The organism is Spirillospora sp. CA-142024 (assembly GCF_050942325.1).
GTDB lineage: Bacteria > Actinomycetota > Actinomycetes > Streptosporangiales > Streptosporangiaceae > Spirillospora.
In genome coordinates this window covers 6,901,699-6,917,453 of the sequence record NZ_CP192077.1, presented here as the reverse complement: position 1 = coordinate 6,917,453, position 15,755 = coordinate 6,901,699, and the positions used below count along the sequence as shown (strand labels likewise).

Genomic DNA, 15,755 nt, shown 5'->3' with positions numbered 1-15,755 from the left:
GTATGGTCCAATTCCATGGCGATCGAGTGGGCCGGTTCACCGCCGGAACTGCTGCTGCCCCTGGACCGGGACGCCGCCGGGACGCTGCGCTCGCAGCTGGAGACCGGGCTGCGCGACGCGATCTGCACCGGACGGCTGAAGGCGGGGGAGCGGCTGCCGTCGTCCCGGGAGCTGGCCCGCCAGCTCGGCGTCTCGCGCGGCCTCGTCCAGGAGTGCTACGGCCAGCTCACCGCCGAGGGATACCTGTGCACGAGAACGGGCTCGGCCACGCGCGTGGCGCCCGTCCGAGTCCACCGGGAGGAGGGGGCCGGCGACGGCCTGCGCCCGGCACCGCGGCTCCGCGTCGACTTCGCCTCGGGAGTGCCCGACCTGGCGTCCTTCCCGCGCGGCGACTGGTGCTGGGCGCAGCGGGAGGTGGCCCGGACGGCGCCGAACGAGGCGCTCGGCTACGGCGATCCGCGCGGCGCCGAGCCGTTGCGCGACGTCCTCGCCGGCCACCTCCGGCGGGTGCGCGCGGCGGTCGCCGAACCCGGCGACATCGTCGTCTGCGCGGGCTTCGCGCAGGGCCTCAACATCGTCCTGCGCGTGCTGGCCCGCCGGGGTGTGCGGCGCGTGGCGTTCGAGGACCCCGGCTACGGCGACGGCGCGACCATGGCCGCCGCCGAGCGCGCCGGAGTCGAGGCGGTGCCCGTTCCCGTCGACGACCTCGGGCTGGACGTCGGCGCGCTGGACGCGAGCGGTGCCCGCGCGGTCGTCGTCACCCCGGCGCACCAGTGGCCGACCGGCGTCGTGCTCGCGCCCGAGCGGCGCCGCGCCCTCGCCGACTGGGCCTGCGAGCGCGACGCGCTCGTGATCGAGGACGACTACGACGCCGAGTTCCGCTATGACCGCGAACCCGTGGGGTCCGTCCAGGGCCTCGCGCCCGGCCGCGTCCTCGGCCTCGGGACGGTCAGCAAGTCGCTGGCCCCGGCCGTCCGGCTCGGCTGGATCCTGTGCCCGCCCGCGCTCACCAGGGCCGTCGCCGAGGAGAAGCGGCTCGACGACCGGGGGTCGCCCGTCCTCGACCAGCTCGCCCTCGCCGCGCTCATCGAGTCCGGCCGGTACGGGCGGCACCTGCGCCACATGCGGCCCGTCTACGCCGCACGGCGCGCCGCGCTCGTGGACGCCCTGGCCCGGCACGCGCCGGCGGTGAGGCTGACCGGCCTGGACGCCGGCTTCCACGCCGTCGCCCACCTTCCCGAAGGGACGGACGAGCGGCACGTCGTCGCGGAGGCGCGCAAGCGGTCCGTCGGCCTGTACGGGATGAGCACGTACCGGGCGTCCGGCGCGGCCGAGCCTCCGCAGCTCGTGCTGGGGTTCGGCGACCTCGGCGAGACCGCCATCCGCGACGGGATCCGTGAGGTGGCCGGCCTTCTCGTTTGTTGAGTTGGGTGCTAATAACGGCCGCCCGGCATGTGACGTGACTTCATTCCGCCCCTCAAGCGCGGTGGGACACAGTCGTCGGCATGCGTTTCCGTGCCCTGTTCACCACCGCGGCGTTAGGCGCGGCCCTGGCCGTTCCCGCAGGCACCGCGTCGGCCGCGCCCGCGGGCTGCGGCGCCACCGACGCCGAGATCTACGCGGCGCCGCCCGCGACGGTGACGGGGGACCCCGGTGACCTCCTCGCCTGCCGCCCGGCGAAGCTGACGAACATCCCCGGCGACGTCCCGATGAAGGCGTGGAAGGTCCGGTACGTCTCGACGGACGCCAAGGGAGCCCGGAACGTGGTGACCGGGACGGTCGCCGTCCCGGATGCGGCCTCGACGAAGGGCGGCGCCCGCCCGACGGTCGCGTTCAACCCCGGCACGCTCGGCTCGGGCCCGCAGTGCGCGTTCTCCAAGCAGCTCGCCGGCGAATACGTCGACATGTACGAGGGCGCCAACCTGACGCTGTTCCTCAAGGCCGGGTTCGCGGTCGCCGCCACCGACGGCGCCGGGTACCTGAACGGGCAGGTCCACACCTACATGGTCGGCGCGAACGCCGGGCACGCGCTGCTCGACATCGTCCGGACGTCGCGCCGTATTCCCGGTGGCACGCTCGCGCCCGGCGGCAAGGTCGGCATATCCGGCTACTCCGAGGGCGGCGCCGCGGCGCTGTGGGGCGCGCAGCTCGCCGCGTCCTACGCGCCGGAGCTGGACGTGGCCGGAGTGGCGGCGGGCGGCGTCCCAGGTGACCTGAAGCTGACGGCCGAGCAGCTCAACGGCGGATTCTTCGCGGGCTTCCTCGCTGACGCGCTCGTCGGCCTGCACGCCGCCCACCCCGAGATGCCGTTCGACGACCTGATGAACGACAAGGGCGTGCAGGCGATCAAGGACGTCCGGTCCAACTGCCTGTACGGGACGCTCGCCGTCTTCCTCGGCGCGAAGGTCGAGGACTTCTCCAAGGACGGCCTGTCCCTGGAGCGGATCTACGCGCTGAAGGGCCCCGGCGGCGTCACGTGGGGCGACATCGTCGACCGGCAAAGGCTCGGCGTTGGCATCGGCCCCCCGTCCTACGCGGCCATGTACAAGATCGGCTTCCCGGTGTTCCAGTACCGCGGCTGGTTCGAAGAGATCATCCCGCACGAGACCGAGGACGCCACGCGCCAGGCCTACTGCAAGGCCGGCATCAACACGACGTGGAAGAACACCTACCCGACCGAGCATCTGTCCACGGACTGGGGCGCTGCCGGGGACGTGACGAACTTCCTCGCCGACCGCTTCGAAGGCAAGCCCGTCCAGGGCGACTGCTGATCCGCGACCTGCAACACCCGGCAACTCGAAACCCCCGCACCTCGAAACAAGGAGTCCTGAACATGACAGCGGGCGTCGCCGACGTCGGCAGCCGAACCCCGCAGCCGGACATCTCCGGCACCGTCCCGTTCCCCGAGCGCGTCGCGGTCGTGGTGTTCGTGGTCGGGCCGATCATCGGGCTGCTGGGCGCCGTCCCCTTCCTGTGGGGCTGGGGGATCGGCTGGACGGACGTCGCCATCTTCGCGTTCCTGTATCCGCTGAACGCGATCGGGATAACCGTCGGCTACCACCGGCACTTCACGCACGGCGGCTTCAAGGCCAAGCGGTGGCTGCGCATCGTCCTCGCCGTTCTCGGCGGGCAGGCGATGCACGGCTCGGTCGTCCGCTGGGTCGCCGACCACCGCCGCCACCACAAGTACGCCGACCAGGAAGGCGACCCGCACTCGCCGTGGGCGTACGGTCCCGGCGTCTGGGGTCTCACCAAGGGCCTCTACCACGCGCACATGGGCTGGCTGTTCAGCAAGGACCGCACGTCCCGCGGCAAATATGCGCCCGACCTGCTCAAGGACCGGGACATCCGGTTCCTGTCGCTCGACCCCGTCTACGCCGTGATCGTCGTGTCGACCTTCCTCGTCCCGATGGGGCTGGGCGCGCTGCTCACGTTCTCCTGGCACGGGGCCGTCACGGCGATGTTCTGGGCCGGGGTGATGCGGGTCTTCATCGGCGACCACGTCACGTTCTCCATCAACTCGATCTGCCACGTGTTCGGCAAGGAGGACTTCCAGACCCGCGACAAGGCCCGCAACGTGTGGTGGCTGGCGATCCCGTCGTTCGGCGAGTCCTGGCACAACCTGCACCACGCCGACCCGACCTGCGCGCGGCACGGCGTCCTCAAGGGCCAGATCGACATCAGCGCCCGGGTCATCTGGGTCTTCGAGAGGCTCGGCTGGGTCTGGGACGTCCGCTGGCCCGACCACGAGCGCCTCGGTGTCCGCCGTGTCGTCCGCGACGGCGTCGTCCGCGACGGAGAAGCGGCATGACCGGCCTCCCCGCGCTCGACCGGACACCCCTCATCGAGCGTCTCTCGCGATTCGCCGAGGACTTCCCGGACGACCGCGCGTACACGTTCATGGACTACATGGCGGACCCGGACGGCGTCGCCACCGACGTCACCTGGGGCGAACTGGACCGGCGTGCCCGCTCCATCGCCGCCGCGATCCGCCGCGCCACCGAGCCAGGTCGTCGAGTGGCGCTGCTCGCCCCTCAGGATCCGCATTACGTCACCGGGTTCCTCGGCGCCATGTACGCCCGCGTGATCGGCGTCCCGCTGTTCTCCCCGGACCTGCCCGGCCACGCCGACCGGCTCCTCGCCGTCTACCGGGACGCCGAGCCCGACGTCGTGATCACCACGAGCGCGTCGCTGCCGCACGTCCGGTCGTTCCTCGCCGACAACTCCGTCCGGGAGCCCGCGGAGGTCATCGTCGCCGACCGGGTGGACCCCGAGCCCGGCTGGACGCCCGAGCCGATCGACCCCGGCGACGTGGCCTACCTGCAGTACACGTCGGGCTCGACCCGCACCCCGGCCGGCGTGATCATCACGCACGGCAACTTCGCGACGAACGCCGAGCAGCTGTGGCGGACGTTCGACGGCATCCCCCGCGAGTCGTCCGGCGTGAACTGGCTGCCGGTCTTCCACGACATGGGCCTGGTCACCACGGTCGCGCTGCCGCTCGTGTACGGCAACCCGGGCGTGATCATGGACCCGGTGGCGTTCATCATGCGTCCTGTCCGCTGGCTGGAGCTGCTCAGCGAGCAGAGGCACGCGTTCACCGGCGGGCCCAACTTCGCTTACGAATACCTCACCGCGCAGGTGACCGAGGAGGAGAAGGAGAAGCTCGACCTCAGCGGCGTCCAGGTCTTCATGAACGGCGCCGAGCCGGTCCGGGAGAGCACGCTCACCGGGTTCTACGAGGCGTTCAAGGGCTGCGGGCTCCGGCCCGAGGCGCAGGTGTGCGCCTACGGCCTGGCCGAGGCGACCGTCTACGTGTCGGCCTCGTCCCGGTTCCGCGAGCCGGCACGCGTGGCGTTCGACCATGAAGGGCTCCGCCGCGGCGTCGCCGAACCGTGCGACGCGGGCGCGCCCGGTGCGATCCGGCTCATCGCCTGCGGGACGTCCTTCGGCCAGCACGTCGTCATCGCCGACGCGGAGACCGGTGTCCGGCTCGCGGACGGCGACGTCGGCGAGATCTGGGTGCACGGCCCCAACGTCGCCGCCGGCTACTGGGGACGTCCGGAGGCCACCAGGGAGACGTTCGAGGCGGAGCTCGCGAACCCGGGCGGGTTGCCGCGGCGGCCGTGGCTGCGCACGGGAGACCTGGGCGTCCTGCACGACGGGGAGCTGTTCGTCACCGGACGGATCAAGGACCTGGTCATCGTCGACGGGCGCAACCACTACCCGCAGGACATCGAGTTCACCGTCTCCGGCGCGCACAAGGCGATCCGCCGGGAGTACACCTGCGCGGTGTCCGTCGAGACGGGCGAGACCGAGGGCCTGGTCGTCATCGCCGAGCGGAACCGGCGGGTGCCGATCGCGCTGCTCGACGTGGACGAGGTGGCGCGGGCGGTGCGGGCGGCCGTGAACCAGCAGCACGACCTTCGCGTCCACGACTTCGTGCTGATCGAGCCCGGCGGCCTGTCGCGCACCAGCAGCGGGAAGATCGCCCGGTCCGCGTGCCGCCTCGCCTACCTCGACGGAAGGCTGCCGGTCACGGAGGTGGCGGCACGACCTGGATGAGCACTGGTGGGCGATCTATGTGTGCTCACCGTCGGCGTTGTCCCGCAGCCAGACGGGGAGCAGCAGCATCAGCTCCAGCCGGATCGCCGGATCCTCGATGTCGTAGTCGAAGATCTCGTGCAGTTGCGCGAGCCGGTACCGGACGGTCTGCGGGTGCACGCACAGCGTCTCCGCCGCGTCCGTGGCGTTGAAGCCGTGCTTGAGGCATTCCAGCATCGTCGCCGCGAGCCGGGCGCCGCGGTGCGGGCCGAGCGCGCCGAGCGGGGCCAGCCGGCGCCGTGCCGCGGCCTCGGCGAGCGTCCGGCCCTCCTGCAGCAGCAGGTCCGGGACGTACCGGTCGGCGTGGACGAGCGTGCCGGGCCCGTCCCGGGTGAGCCGCCCGGCCGCCATCAGGTCGAGCGTCCGGTGCGCCCAGCGCAGGGAGATCCCGGCCTGCTCGGCCGGCACCGACGGGCCGACGGCGCCCACCCACCCGCCGAGGGTCGCGGTGAGCCGGTCGGGTCCGCCTGGCCGGTCCGGGTCGGGCATCACCAGGCACGGCCGCCCCCGGTCGACCCCGCTGAGCAGGAACGGCGGCAGGCCGGCCGGCCCCTCCCCGCCGCCGCCGGGACGCGGGCCGAGCACGATCACCGCCAGCCGCCCGGGCAGCGCCCAGCCCGCGAGGTTCGCCTGCTCGGCGACGACGTCCGGCGGCGCGGGCGGATCCGACAGCAGCAGGCTCAGCAGCCGGCCGCGGCGCTGCTCCCGCTCGCCCGCCGTCCTCTCCCGCGCCCGCGCGTACCCTTGCGCGGCGGCGGACGCCAGCAGGTCCAGGTAGGCGAAGTTCACCTCGGTCAGCGTGATCGCCAGCATGCGGGGCTTCTGCAGCCGCTCGGCCTCCCGCGACAGGTAGCGCCAGGCCGTCCGGGACGCGACCCGCAGCGCGTTCTGCAGATGCTCCAGCGAGCGCCCTTCCATCGCCTCGCCGTACCCGATGTCGAAGAAGACCTGGTGCACCTCCTGCCAGGACGCGTCCGGGTCGGCGATCATCTGCACGAAATGCCCCATGCCCTGCGCCACCGCGACCCGCATCACCTCGGTGTAGACGGGGTCGTCCGGCCGGGCGTACTCGGGGACGTGCCGCAGCACGCCTTCCACCATGGAGTCCACCAGTGCCGGGAGGTGCGGGCGAATCCACTGCGCCTCTTCCCGGGGAACGTCGCGCCACGGTTCACCCGAAAGATCGTCGGTTATGGCATCGGCTTCCCCGGACCTCTCGTGCAGTTCCGTCAAAAGTGTCACCTCCATGAGCGGACACCTCGGCCGTCAGGCTAAGTAGCGGACGCCGCACAGGACACTCACATCGATGACAAGACCGCCCGATTCCTTGTCACGCCCTGCGAATGCGACACGCGAATTCGCACAAAACCTGGTTCCGTTATTGCGACGCGAGGGTCAGCAGCACGACGGCCACACCGGCGCCGCCCAGCCCGGCGGCCTGCGGCCACGACAGCCGCTCGCGCAGCGCCGTGACGCCGAGCAGCACCGGCACCACCGGGTACAGCGACGACAGCACGACCGCGATGACGACCAGTTGCTCGCGGGTGGCCAGGAGGTAGCAGACGAGCGCCGCGGCCGCGAACCCTCCGTTCACCGCCGACCAGAACCACATCCTCCCGGACGGGAAACGGCGCTCAGGCGACCACATCATCGGCGCGACCGCCACGACGGCCGCCACCCGTCCCGCCGCGACCGGCCAGATGCCCGAATCGTCGCCGGCCTGCGCGAGGGCCAAGTACTGAACACCGATCCCGACGCTGGCGGCGAGCCCGTTGAAGAGTGCCGTGCGCACCGTGCCCCGCTCCTCCGACCGCGACCGGGACACGAGCCACAGCGCGGGCAGCACGACGGCGATCCCGATCCATGCCGCCGGAGCGGGACGGTCGCCGAGGAACGCGACGCCGACGACGACCGGCAGCGCGACCCCGCCGACCGCGCTGACGGGGACGACCACGCTCAGATCGCCCCTGCTGATGCCCCGGTAGAGGAAGACCATCGCCAGGCCCGTTCCGATGCCCGACAACGCGCCCCATCCCAGGTCCGTGGCGGCGATCTCGGTCGCGGGCATGAACAGCGCGGCCGCGACCGCGAACACGAGCCCGCCGGCCTGGCCCAGGAGCGCCACGGCGGCGAAGTCGGCGCGGCGGGACAGCAGCCCTCCCCAGACGTCGGCGACGCCGTAGAGCAGCGCCGAAGTCAGTGCGAGCAGGACGCCGGTCACACGCCTCCCGCGTCGCGTTCGGCCTGGCCGACCGGGCACACCGCGCCGGTGGTGCAGCACCGCCGGTCGCAGAGGCGGCAGATCACGTCCGAGTCGCCGATCTCCTCGTACAGGCGGGTGAGCAGCTTGGCGAGCAGGCCGGTGAGCGTCTCGCGCTCGTCGTCGTCCAGGACGGTCAGCACTTCGGCCAGCGGTGCGCCCCGCGCGGCCAGCATCCCGCGCACCGCCTCCTCGCCCTTCGGCGTCAGCCGCACGTGGACCACCCGCCCTCCGCCGGAACGGCGCCGGACCAGGCCGGCGGCCTGCAGCCCGTCCACCATCCGCGCGGCGGCGGACTGGGTGAGCCCGACGCGCCGCCCCAGTTCGGTGACGCCCAGATCGGGCGCCGCGGACAGGACGACCAGCGCCGCCGCGCCGCTCGCGCTGACCCGTCCGGCGTCCGTGGCCCCGGCCACGACGAGGTCGGTCACCGCCAGCGAGGCGGCGCCCAGCAGGTTCCCCAATCGATCATGCATGACTCATGCATTATAGCGTGGAACCCGGGTGTGTCCCACCCCGGCGCGGCGTCGTTTGCGTGCGATGCTGGCGGGTAACGCTGGTGTTCGGAGGTCGCCTGATGGATCGCGGAGCCGCACCTGACGCGGGGGAGGACGGGCGGCGGCGGATCGCCCGCACGGACGCGCTGCTCGCCGATCCGCGGCTCGCCCAGGCGTCGGAACGGCTCGGGCGCGGTGTGGTCAAGGCGGCGATAGTCGCGGCCCAGCAGCGGGCGCGGAGCGGTGAGATCCCGCCGGACGCGGTGGCGGACGCCGCCCTCACGTCGCTGCCGGTGACCGCCTCCGGGCTCCGTCCCGTGATCAACGCCACCGGCGTCCTCCTGCACACCAACCTCGGGCGGGCCTCGCTGTCGGACGCCGCACGCGACGCGGTCGCGGTGGCCGCCGGCGCGACGGACGTCGAACTCGACCTGGAGACCGGGCGGCGCGCCAAGCGGGGACGGTCCGTGCTGGCGGCGCTGCGTGAGCGGGTGCCGCAGGCGGAGGCCGCGCATGTCGTCAACAACGGCGCGGCGGCGCTCGTGCTGGCCGCCACGGCGCTCGCGTCCGGCAAGGAGATCGTCATCAGCCGCGGCGAGATGGTGGAGATCGGGGACGGGTTCCGGATTCCCGAGCTGCTCGCCGCCACCGGCGCCCGGCTGCGCGAGGTCGGGACGACGAACCGGACCACACCGGACGACTACGCGGCGGCCGTCGGCGACGAGACCGGTTTCGTCCTCAAGGTGCATCCCTCGAACTTCCGCATGACCGGGTTCACGCGAGGGGCCGACGTCGCCGAGCTGACCGGGCTCGGGGTCCCGGTCGTCGCCGACATCGGCTCCGGGCTCCTCGCCCCCGAGCCCCTCCTTCCGGACGAGCCGGACGCCGCGTCCATGCTCAAGGCGGGCGCCCACCTGGTCACCGCGAGCGGCGACAAGCTGCTCGGCGGGCCGCAGTGCGGGCTCGTCCTCGGACGGGACGACCTGGTGCGGCGGCTGGCCCGCCATCCGCTCGCCCGGGCGCTGCGCGTCGGCAAGATGACGCTCGCCGCGCTGGAGGCGACCGTCCGCGGGCCTCGGACGCCCACCGACGCGGCCCTGCACGCCGGCGAGGCGACGTTGCGGGAGCGGGCCGAGCGGCTCGCCGCCCGCCTGCGCGACGAGGGGGTGGACGCGCTGGCCGTCGAGAGTGAGGCGGCGGTGGGCGGCGGCGGCGCACCCGGGGTCGTCCTGCCGAGCGCGGCCGTGGCGGTGCCCGAGCCGTACGCGGCCCGGCTGCGGCAGGGCGTCCCGGCCGTGATGGGACGCGTCGAGGACGGCCGGTGCCTGCTCGACCTGCGCTCCGTCCCCCCCGATCAGGATGATGACCTCGCCGGGGCCGTCCGGGCGGCGGCGCGATGATGCACGTCGTGGCGACCGCCGGCCATGTCGACCACGGCAAGTCGACGCTCGTCCGCGCCCTGACCGGCATGGAACCCGACCGGCTGGAGGAGGAGCGGCGGCGCGGCCTGACCATCGAGCTCGGCTTCGCCTGGACGGCCCTGCCCGGTGGCGGCGACCTCGCGTTCGTGGACGTCCCCGGGCACGAGCGGCTCGTCACCACGATGCTGGCCGGCGTCGGCCCCGTCCCGGCGGTGATGTTCGTGGTCGCCGCCGACCAGGGCTGGCAGCGGCAGTCGGAGGAGCACTTGGCCGTCCTGGACGCGCTCGGCGTGCGGCACGGCCTCCTCGCCGTGACACGCCGCGACCTCACCGACGAGGCGACCGCGAACCGGGTGCGGGACGAGGCGCTCGCCCGCATCGCCGCCACCTCGCTCGGCGAGATCGGATCGGTCGTGGTCAGCGGCGCCACCGGCGACGGCCTGGATGATCTGCGCACGGCCTTGGAAGGGCTCGCCGGATCGCTGCCCGATCCTGACGAGGACGCCGACGTAAGGTTCTGGATCGACCGCGTCTTCACCGTCAAGGGCAGAGGCACCGTCGTGACCGGCACTCTCGGCGCCGGGACGATCGGCGTCGGCGACCGCCTCGCCGTCGGCGGCGAGACCCTCCGCGTGCGCGGCCTGCAGAGCCTCAAGGAAGACCACCGGAAGGTCGGGCCCGTCGCCCGCGTCGCCGTCAACCTGCACGGGACCGCGGGCGAGCTGAGCCGCGGCGACGCACTGCTCACCCCCGGACGCTGGCTCGCCACCGAGGTCGTCGACGTGCGCCTTCGCGGCGACCCGGCACACGACCTGCCCCGCGAACTGACGCTCCACGTGGGCTCGGCGGCGGTGCCGGTGCACGTCCGCCCCCTGGGCGAGGACACCGCCCGCTTGTCGCTGCGCCGCGCGCTGCCGCTGCGGATCGGCGACGTCGCCTTGCTCCGCGACCCCGGACGGCATCGTGTCCCGGCCGGGGTGACCGTGCTGGACGTCCGCCCGGAGCCGTTCACCCGCCGCGGCGCCGCGGCGTCCCGTGCCCGTGTGCTGGCCTCGGCGACCGGGCGCCCGGACGGCGCCGCCGAACTGCGCCGCCGCGGCCTGATCACGCGCTCGGACCTGGTCGCGATGGGCGTCCCCGTGCCGTCCGAGCCGGTGGCGGGGGACTGGCTCGCCGACCCCGGCCACTGGGACGACCTGCGCAGACGCCTCGAATCGGCCGTCGAAGATCATGCCGCCGCGCACCCGGCCGACCCCGGGCTTCCCGCCGACGCCGCCCGGCGCGCCCTCGGCCTTCCCGACCGCGCGCTCGTGGACGCTCTCGCCCGCGGCCTGCATCAGCGTGACGGGAGGATCTACGGCCGCACGACCGCCCCGGAACTCCCCCCGGCCGTCCGGAAGGCGATCGACGCCGTCCGCCGCGACCTCGCCGAGCACCCGTTCCAGGCCCCGGACGCGAACCGGCTCGCCGGCCTCGGCCTCACGCCGAAGATGCTGGCGGTCGCCGCCGCGACCGGCGCGCTCCTCAAGGTCGCCGACGGCATCGTCCTGCTGCCCGGCGACGACGCCCGCGCCGCCGTGCTGCTGGCGAAGCTCGACGGCCCGTTCACGCTGAGCGAGGCGCGCCGCGCGCTCGGCACGACCCGCCGCGTCGCCGTCCCGCTCCTGGAACTCCTGGACGACGAGGGCTACACGGCCAGGGTGGACGACCTCCGCCGCCGCTGCATCGAAGGGACGTCATGAAGAGGCTGACCCAGTACGCGCACGGCGGCGGCTGCGCATGCAAGATCCCTCCCGGCGAGCTCGAAGACGTCGTGGCCGGCCTGAACACCGCGCCCGCCGAGCCCCACGCCGAGCTGATCATCGGGCTCGACACCGGTGACGACGCGGCCGTGGTCCGGCTCCAGGACGACCTCGCCACGGTCGCCACCGCCGACTTCTTCACCCCCGTCGTCGACGACCCGTACGACTGGGGACGCATCGCCGCCGCGAACGCGCTGTCGGACGTCTACGCGGTCGGCGGCCGTCCGCTGGTCGCGGTGAACCTGCTCGCGTGGCCCCGCGAGGTCCTGCCGTTCGACCTGGCGCGCGAGGTCCTGCGCGGCGGCCTGGACGTCACGTCCGAGGCGGGCTGCCATGTCGGCGGCGGCCACAGCGTGGACGACCCCGAACCCAAGTACGGCATGGCCGTCACCGGCATCGCCGACCCCTCCCGCCTGCTCCGCAACGACACCGGCAAGCCGGGCACGCCGCTCAGCCTCACCAAGCCCCTCGGCCTCGGAATCCTGAACAACCGCCACAAGGCGACCGGCGAGGTGTTCCCGCACGCGGTCGCGACCATGGTCGAGCTGAACCGCGACGCCTCGGCCGCCGCCCTCGGCGCGGGGGCCGTCTGCGCCACCGACGTGACCGGCTTCGGGCTGCTCGGGCACCTCTACAAGATGGCGCGCGCGTCCGGTGTCACCGCCGTGGTCCACGCCGCCGCCGTCCCGTACCTGGACGGCACCCGCGAATCCCTGCGCGACGGATACGTCAGCGGCGGCACCCGCCGCAACCTCGACTGGGTCGCCCCGCACACCGACTTCGGCCGGGCGGGGGAGGAGGACCGCCTCCTCCTCGCCGACGCGCAGACGTCGGGCGGCCTCCTCGTCGCCGGCGAGGTCCCCGGCGCGCCCGTCATCGGCGAGCTGATCCCCGCCGCCGGGCATCCGCTGGTCGTCCGTTAGACCTCGGTGCCGGTCCGGTCGGTGATGCCGGCCCGCTCCCGGTACTCGCGGACCAGCGTGACGGCCGCCGCGCCGCGCGGCCGGCGGCCCGGGCGGATGTCGACCGAGAGCGCCTTCGCCTCCTGGATGTGCGTGTTCGGGTCCAGGGACAGATGCAGCAGTTCGTTCGCCGCGTCACCGGTGCTGTAGCCGTTCGGGCCCCAGTGGTAGGGGAGGCCGACCTGGTGCAGCGTCCGGCCGTCCACGACGAGGGGCTGCATCCGCCGCGTGACGAGGACCCGTGCCTCGACGACGGCGCGCGGGCTGACGATCGTCGCCCAGCCACCGTTCTCCAGGTGCCGCTTGGCCGCGAGCTCCGGCGAGACCTCGCAGAAGAACTCCGGCTGCAGCTCCGCCAGGTACGGCTGCCACCGCGACATGCCGCCCGCCGTGTGGTGCTCGGTGAGCCGGTAGGTCGTCGCGACGAACGGGTACACGCCGGTCCCCGGCTCTTCCCCGCTCGGCGCGTACCGGTTGTCGGGATGCGGCGGCAGCAGATGCCGGACCGGGTTGCGCTGCTGCCTGTACAGCGGGTTCGTGAGCGGCGACTCCTGCGGCTCGTAGTGCGTCGGCAGCGGGCCGTCCATCAGCCCGGCCGGGACGTAGAGCCACGCCTTGCCGTCCGCCTGCATGATGAACGGGTCGTCACCGGCGATCGCGTCCGGGCCCGTCGCGTCCGGTGGCGGCTTGTAGTCAGGGGGACGGTCGGCGATGAAGTCCGGCACGTCGTGGCCCGTCCACGTGCCCGCCTCGGCGTCCCACCAGACGAGCGCCTTGCGGTCGCTCCACGGGTTGCCGTCGGGGTCGGCGGACGCGCGGTTGTACAGGATGCGGCGGTTCGCCGGCCACGCCCACCCCCACTCGGGCGCCACCCAGTGCTGGTCCTTGCCGGGCTTGCGGCGCGCGGGCCGGTTGACGCCGTCGGCGTAGCAGCCGCAGTAGATCCAGCAACCGCACGAGGTGGATCCGTCGTCCTTGAGCTGCGTGTACGACGACAGCGGGTTCCCCTCGCCGTCGTGGCCGTTGATCTCGGCCAGCACCGCCTCGGCGTCGGGCTCGTCCAGGCCGCCCTTCGTCGGGTAGTCCCACGTCAGGTCGAGGACCGGCCGGTCCATCTCGTCGGTCGAACCGGCGAGCTTCCGCCGGATGATGCGGCCCAGGTGGTACATGAACCACAGGTCGCTGCGCGCGTCCCCGGCGGGCTCCACGGCCTGGTGGTGCCACTGCAGCATCCGCTGCGTGTTGGTGAAGCTGCCGTCCTTCTCGGTGTGCGCGGCGGCGGGCAGGAAGAACACCTCGGTGCCGACGTCCTCGGTGCGCATCTCGCCCGACTCGATCTCCGGGCCGTCCTTCCACCACGTCGCCGACTCGATCAGCGAGAAGTCGCGGACGACGAGCCAGTCGAGGTTCGCCATCCCGAGCCGCTGGATCTTGGCGTTGGCGGAGCCGACGGCCGGGTTCTCGCCCATCAGGAAGTAGCCCTTGCAGAGCCCTTCGATCTGCGCCATCGCCGTCTCGTACGTGCTGTGCGAGCCGGTCAGCCGCGGCAGGTAGTCGAAGCAGTAGTCGTTGTCCTCCGTCGCGGCGTCGCCCCAGTACGCCTTCAGCAGGCTGACGAAGTAGGAGCGCATGTTGCCCCAGAAGCCTTTGTGCGCCGCCTCCGCCACAAGGAACGCGTCCAGGTTCTCGTTGGTGTGCGCGTGCGGCATCGGGATGTAGCCGGGAAGCAGGTTGAACAGCGTCGGGATGTCCGTGGAGCCCTGGATGGACGCGTGGCCGCGCAGCGCCATGATGCCGCCGCCCGGACGCCCGATGTTGCCGAGCAGCCCCTGCAGCACCGCCGCCGCCCGGATGTACTGGACGCCGACCGTGTGCTGGGTCCAGCCCACCGCGTACACGAACGCCGACGTCCGGTCCCGGCCGGAGTTCTCTGTGAGCATCTCGCACACCTGGAGGAACTGATCCTGCGGGACGCCGCAGATCCGCTCGACCATCTCCGGCGTGTACCGCGCGTAGTGCCGCTTCAGCACCTGGAACACGCATCGCGGATGCTCCAGGGTCGGGTCCCGCTCCGGCTCGCCCTCGCCGATCGCGGCGCCGCCGGATCCGTGCGCCTCGCCGCGTCCCGACTCCGAGACCGCCTCGATGCGCTCCCCGTACTCCATGTCCCGCTCGCCGGCGGCCGACTGGACCTCCAGGCCCGCGTACTGCCACGTCCTGTGGTCGTAGCTGCGGTTCTCCGGGTTCAGACCGGAGAACACGCCCTCCAGGTCCTCGGTGTCGCGGAAGCCCTCCGTGACGATCACCGGGGCGTTGGTGTAGGAGACGACGTAGTCGCGGAAGTACTTCTCGTTCCGCAGGACGTAGTTGATGATCCCGCCGAGGAACGCGATGTCACTGCCCGCGCGCAGCGGGACGTGGGCGTCCGCCAGGGCGCTCGTCCGCGTGAACCGCGGGTCCACGTGGATCAGCTTCGCCCCGCGCGCCTTCGCCTCCATCACCCACTGGAACCCGACCGGATGGCACTCGGCCATGTTCGAGCCCTGGATGACGATGCAGTCCGCGTTCTGCAGGTCCTGCTGGAAGGTGGTCGCGCCGCCGCGTCCGAACGAGGTTCCCAGACCGGGAACGGTGGAGGAGTGTCAAACGCGCGCCTGATTCTCGATCTGCACCGCGCCGAGCGCGGTGAACAGCTTCTTGATCAGGTAGTTCTCCTCGTTGTCGAGCGTGGCCCCGCCGAGGCTCGCGATGCCCAGCGTCCGCCGCACCCGCAGGCCGTCCTCGTCCCACTGCCAGCCGTGCCGGCGCGCCTCGATCACCCGGTCGGCGATCATGTCCATCGCGGTGCCGAGGCCGAGCCGCTCCCATCCGGTGCCGTGCGGGCGCCGGTAGAGCACGTGGTGCTCGCGGGCCGACCCGGTGGTCAGCTGGAGGCTGGCCGAGCCCTTCGGGCACAGCCGCCCCCGGCTGACCGGTGAGTCCGGGTCGCCCTCGATCTGGGTGACCTTGCCGTCCTTGACGTACACGTCCTGCCCGCAGCCGACCGCGCAGTACGGGCAGACCGACTTGACGACCTGGTCGGCGGTGCTCACCCTCGCCGTGATCCGCTCGGTGCCCGCGCTCTTGGCCGCGGCTCCCCGGCCCAGCGGATCATCGCCGGTGAACTGGCGGTAGACGGGCCATGATCCGATCCATGTACGAACGCCCAC

The 15,755-nt window shown here is 72.9% G+C and carries 11 protein-coding genes; 7 read left to right on the top strand and 4 right to left on the bottom strand.

From position 1 onward, the window contains the following. The first annotated feature begins 15 nt into the window (after positions 1 to 15). From ACQPZP_RS32680 to ACQPZP_RS32665, 4 genes are all read left to right on the top strand, one after another. Entirely contained in the window at positions 16 to 1,425 is a 1,410-nt protein-coding gene (locus tag ACQPZP_RS32680) for a PLP-dependent aminotransferase family protein (protein WP_433473544.1), read from the top strand. Between the two features lie 80 nt (positions 1,426 to 1,505). After that, positions 1,506 to 2,771: a lipase family protein gene (locus ACQPZP_RS32675; protein ID WP_433473543.1), complete on the top strand. Its 1,266-nt coding sequence runs from the start codon at positions 1,506 to 1,508 to the stop codon at positions 2,769 to 2,771. Positions 2,772 to 2,833: 62 nt separating this feature from the next. Beyond that, positions 2,834 to 3,811 (top strand): acyl-CoA desaturase, encoded by a 978-nt coding sequence (locus ACQPZP_RS32670; protein WP_433473542.1) that lies wholly within the window; start codon positions 2,834 to 2,836, stop codon positions 3,809 to 3,811. Next, the gene (locus ACQPZP_RS32665) at positions 3,808 to 5,565 is read left to right on the top strand and encodes a fatty acyl-AMP ligase (protein ID WP_433473541.1); all 1,758 of its coding nucleotides are present in this window, start codon (positions 3,808 to 3,810) and stop codon (positions 5,563 to 5,565) included. The genes ACQPZP_RS32670 and ACQPZP_RS32665 overlap by 4 nt, the downstream gene beginning before the upstream one ends. A 15-nt stretch (positions 5,566 to 5,580) precedes the next feature. Here ACQPZP_RS32665 and ACQPZP_RS32660 read toward each other — a convergent pair whose 3' ends face one another. The 3 genes from ACQPZP_RS32660 to ACQPZP_RS32650 all read right to left on the bottom strand — a co-directional run bounded on the left by ACQPZP_RS32660 (position 5,581) and on the right by ACQPZP_RS32650 (position 8,340). Beyond that, positions 5,581 to 6,852 (bottom strand): PucR family transcriptional regulator, encoded by a 1,272-nt coding sequence (locus ACQPZP_RS32660; RefSeq protein ID WP_433473540.1) that lies wholly within the window; start codon positions 6,850 to 6,852, stop codon positions 5,581 to 5,583. Between the two features lie 130 nt (positions 6,853 to 6,982). Beyond that, entirely contained in the window at positions 6,983 to 7,825 is an 843-nt protein-coding gene (locus tag ACQPZP_RS32655) for an EamA family transporter (RefSeq protein ID WP_433473539.1), read from the bottom strand. Then, the gene (locus ACQPZP_RS32650) at positions 7,822 to 8,340 is read right to left on the bottom strand and encodes a MarR family winged helix-turn-helix transcriptional regulator (protein ID WP_433473538.1); all 519 of its coding nucleotides are present in this window, start codon (positions 8,338 to 8,340) and stop codon (positions 7,822 to 7,824) included. The genes ACQPZP_RS32655 and ACQPZP_RS32650 overlap by 4 nt, the downstream gene beginning before the upstream one ends. A 101-nt stretch (positions 8,341 to 8,441) precedes the next feature. On the opposite strand from ACQPZP_RS32650, the gene selA reads away from it, so the two are divergent. The 3 genes from selA to selD are packed head-to-tail and all read left to right on the top strand — an operon-like array spanning position 8,442 to position 12,507. Further along, positions 8,442 to 9,761 carry an L-seryl-tRNA(Sec) selenium transferase gene (gene selA / locus ACQPZP_RS32645; RefSeq protein ID WP_433473537.1) on the top strand — a complete coding sequence of 440 codons (1,320 nt, stop codon included), beginning with the start codon at positions 8,442 to 8,444 and terminating at the stop codon, positions 9,759 to 9,761. Beyond that, positions 9,761 to 11,524: a SelB domain-containing protein gene (locus ACQPZP_RS32640; RefSeq protein ID WP_433479715.1), complete on the top strand. Its 1,764-nt coding sequence runs from the start codon at positions 9,761 to 9,763 to the stop codon at positions 11,522 to 11,524. The genes selA and ACQPZP_RS32640 overlap by 1 nt, the downstream gene beginning before the upstream one ends. After that, on the top strand, positions 11,521 to 12,507 hold the full coding sequence (gene selD / locus ACQPZP_RS32635; protein ID WP_433473536.1) for a selenide, water dikinase SelD: 987 nt from the start codon (positions 11,521 to 11,523) through the stop codon (positions 12,505 to 12,507). The genes ACQPZP_RS32640 and selD overlap by 4 nt, the downstream gene beginning before the upstream one ends. On the opposite strand, the gene fdh is transcribed toward selD, so the two are convergent. After that, positions 12,504 to 15,755, bottom strand: coding sequence for a formate dehydrogenase (gene fdh, locus ACQPZP_RS32630; RefSeq protein ID WP_433473535.1), 3,252 nt, complete (start codon positions 15,753 to 15,755; stop codon positions 12,504 to 12,506). The genes selD and fdh overlap by 4 nt on opposite strands.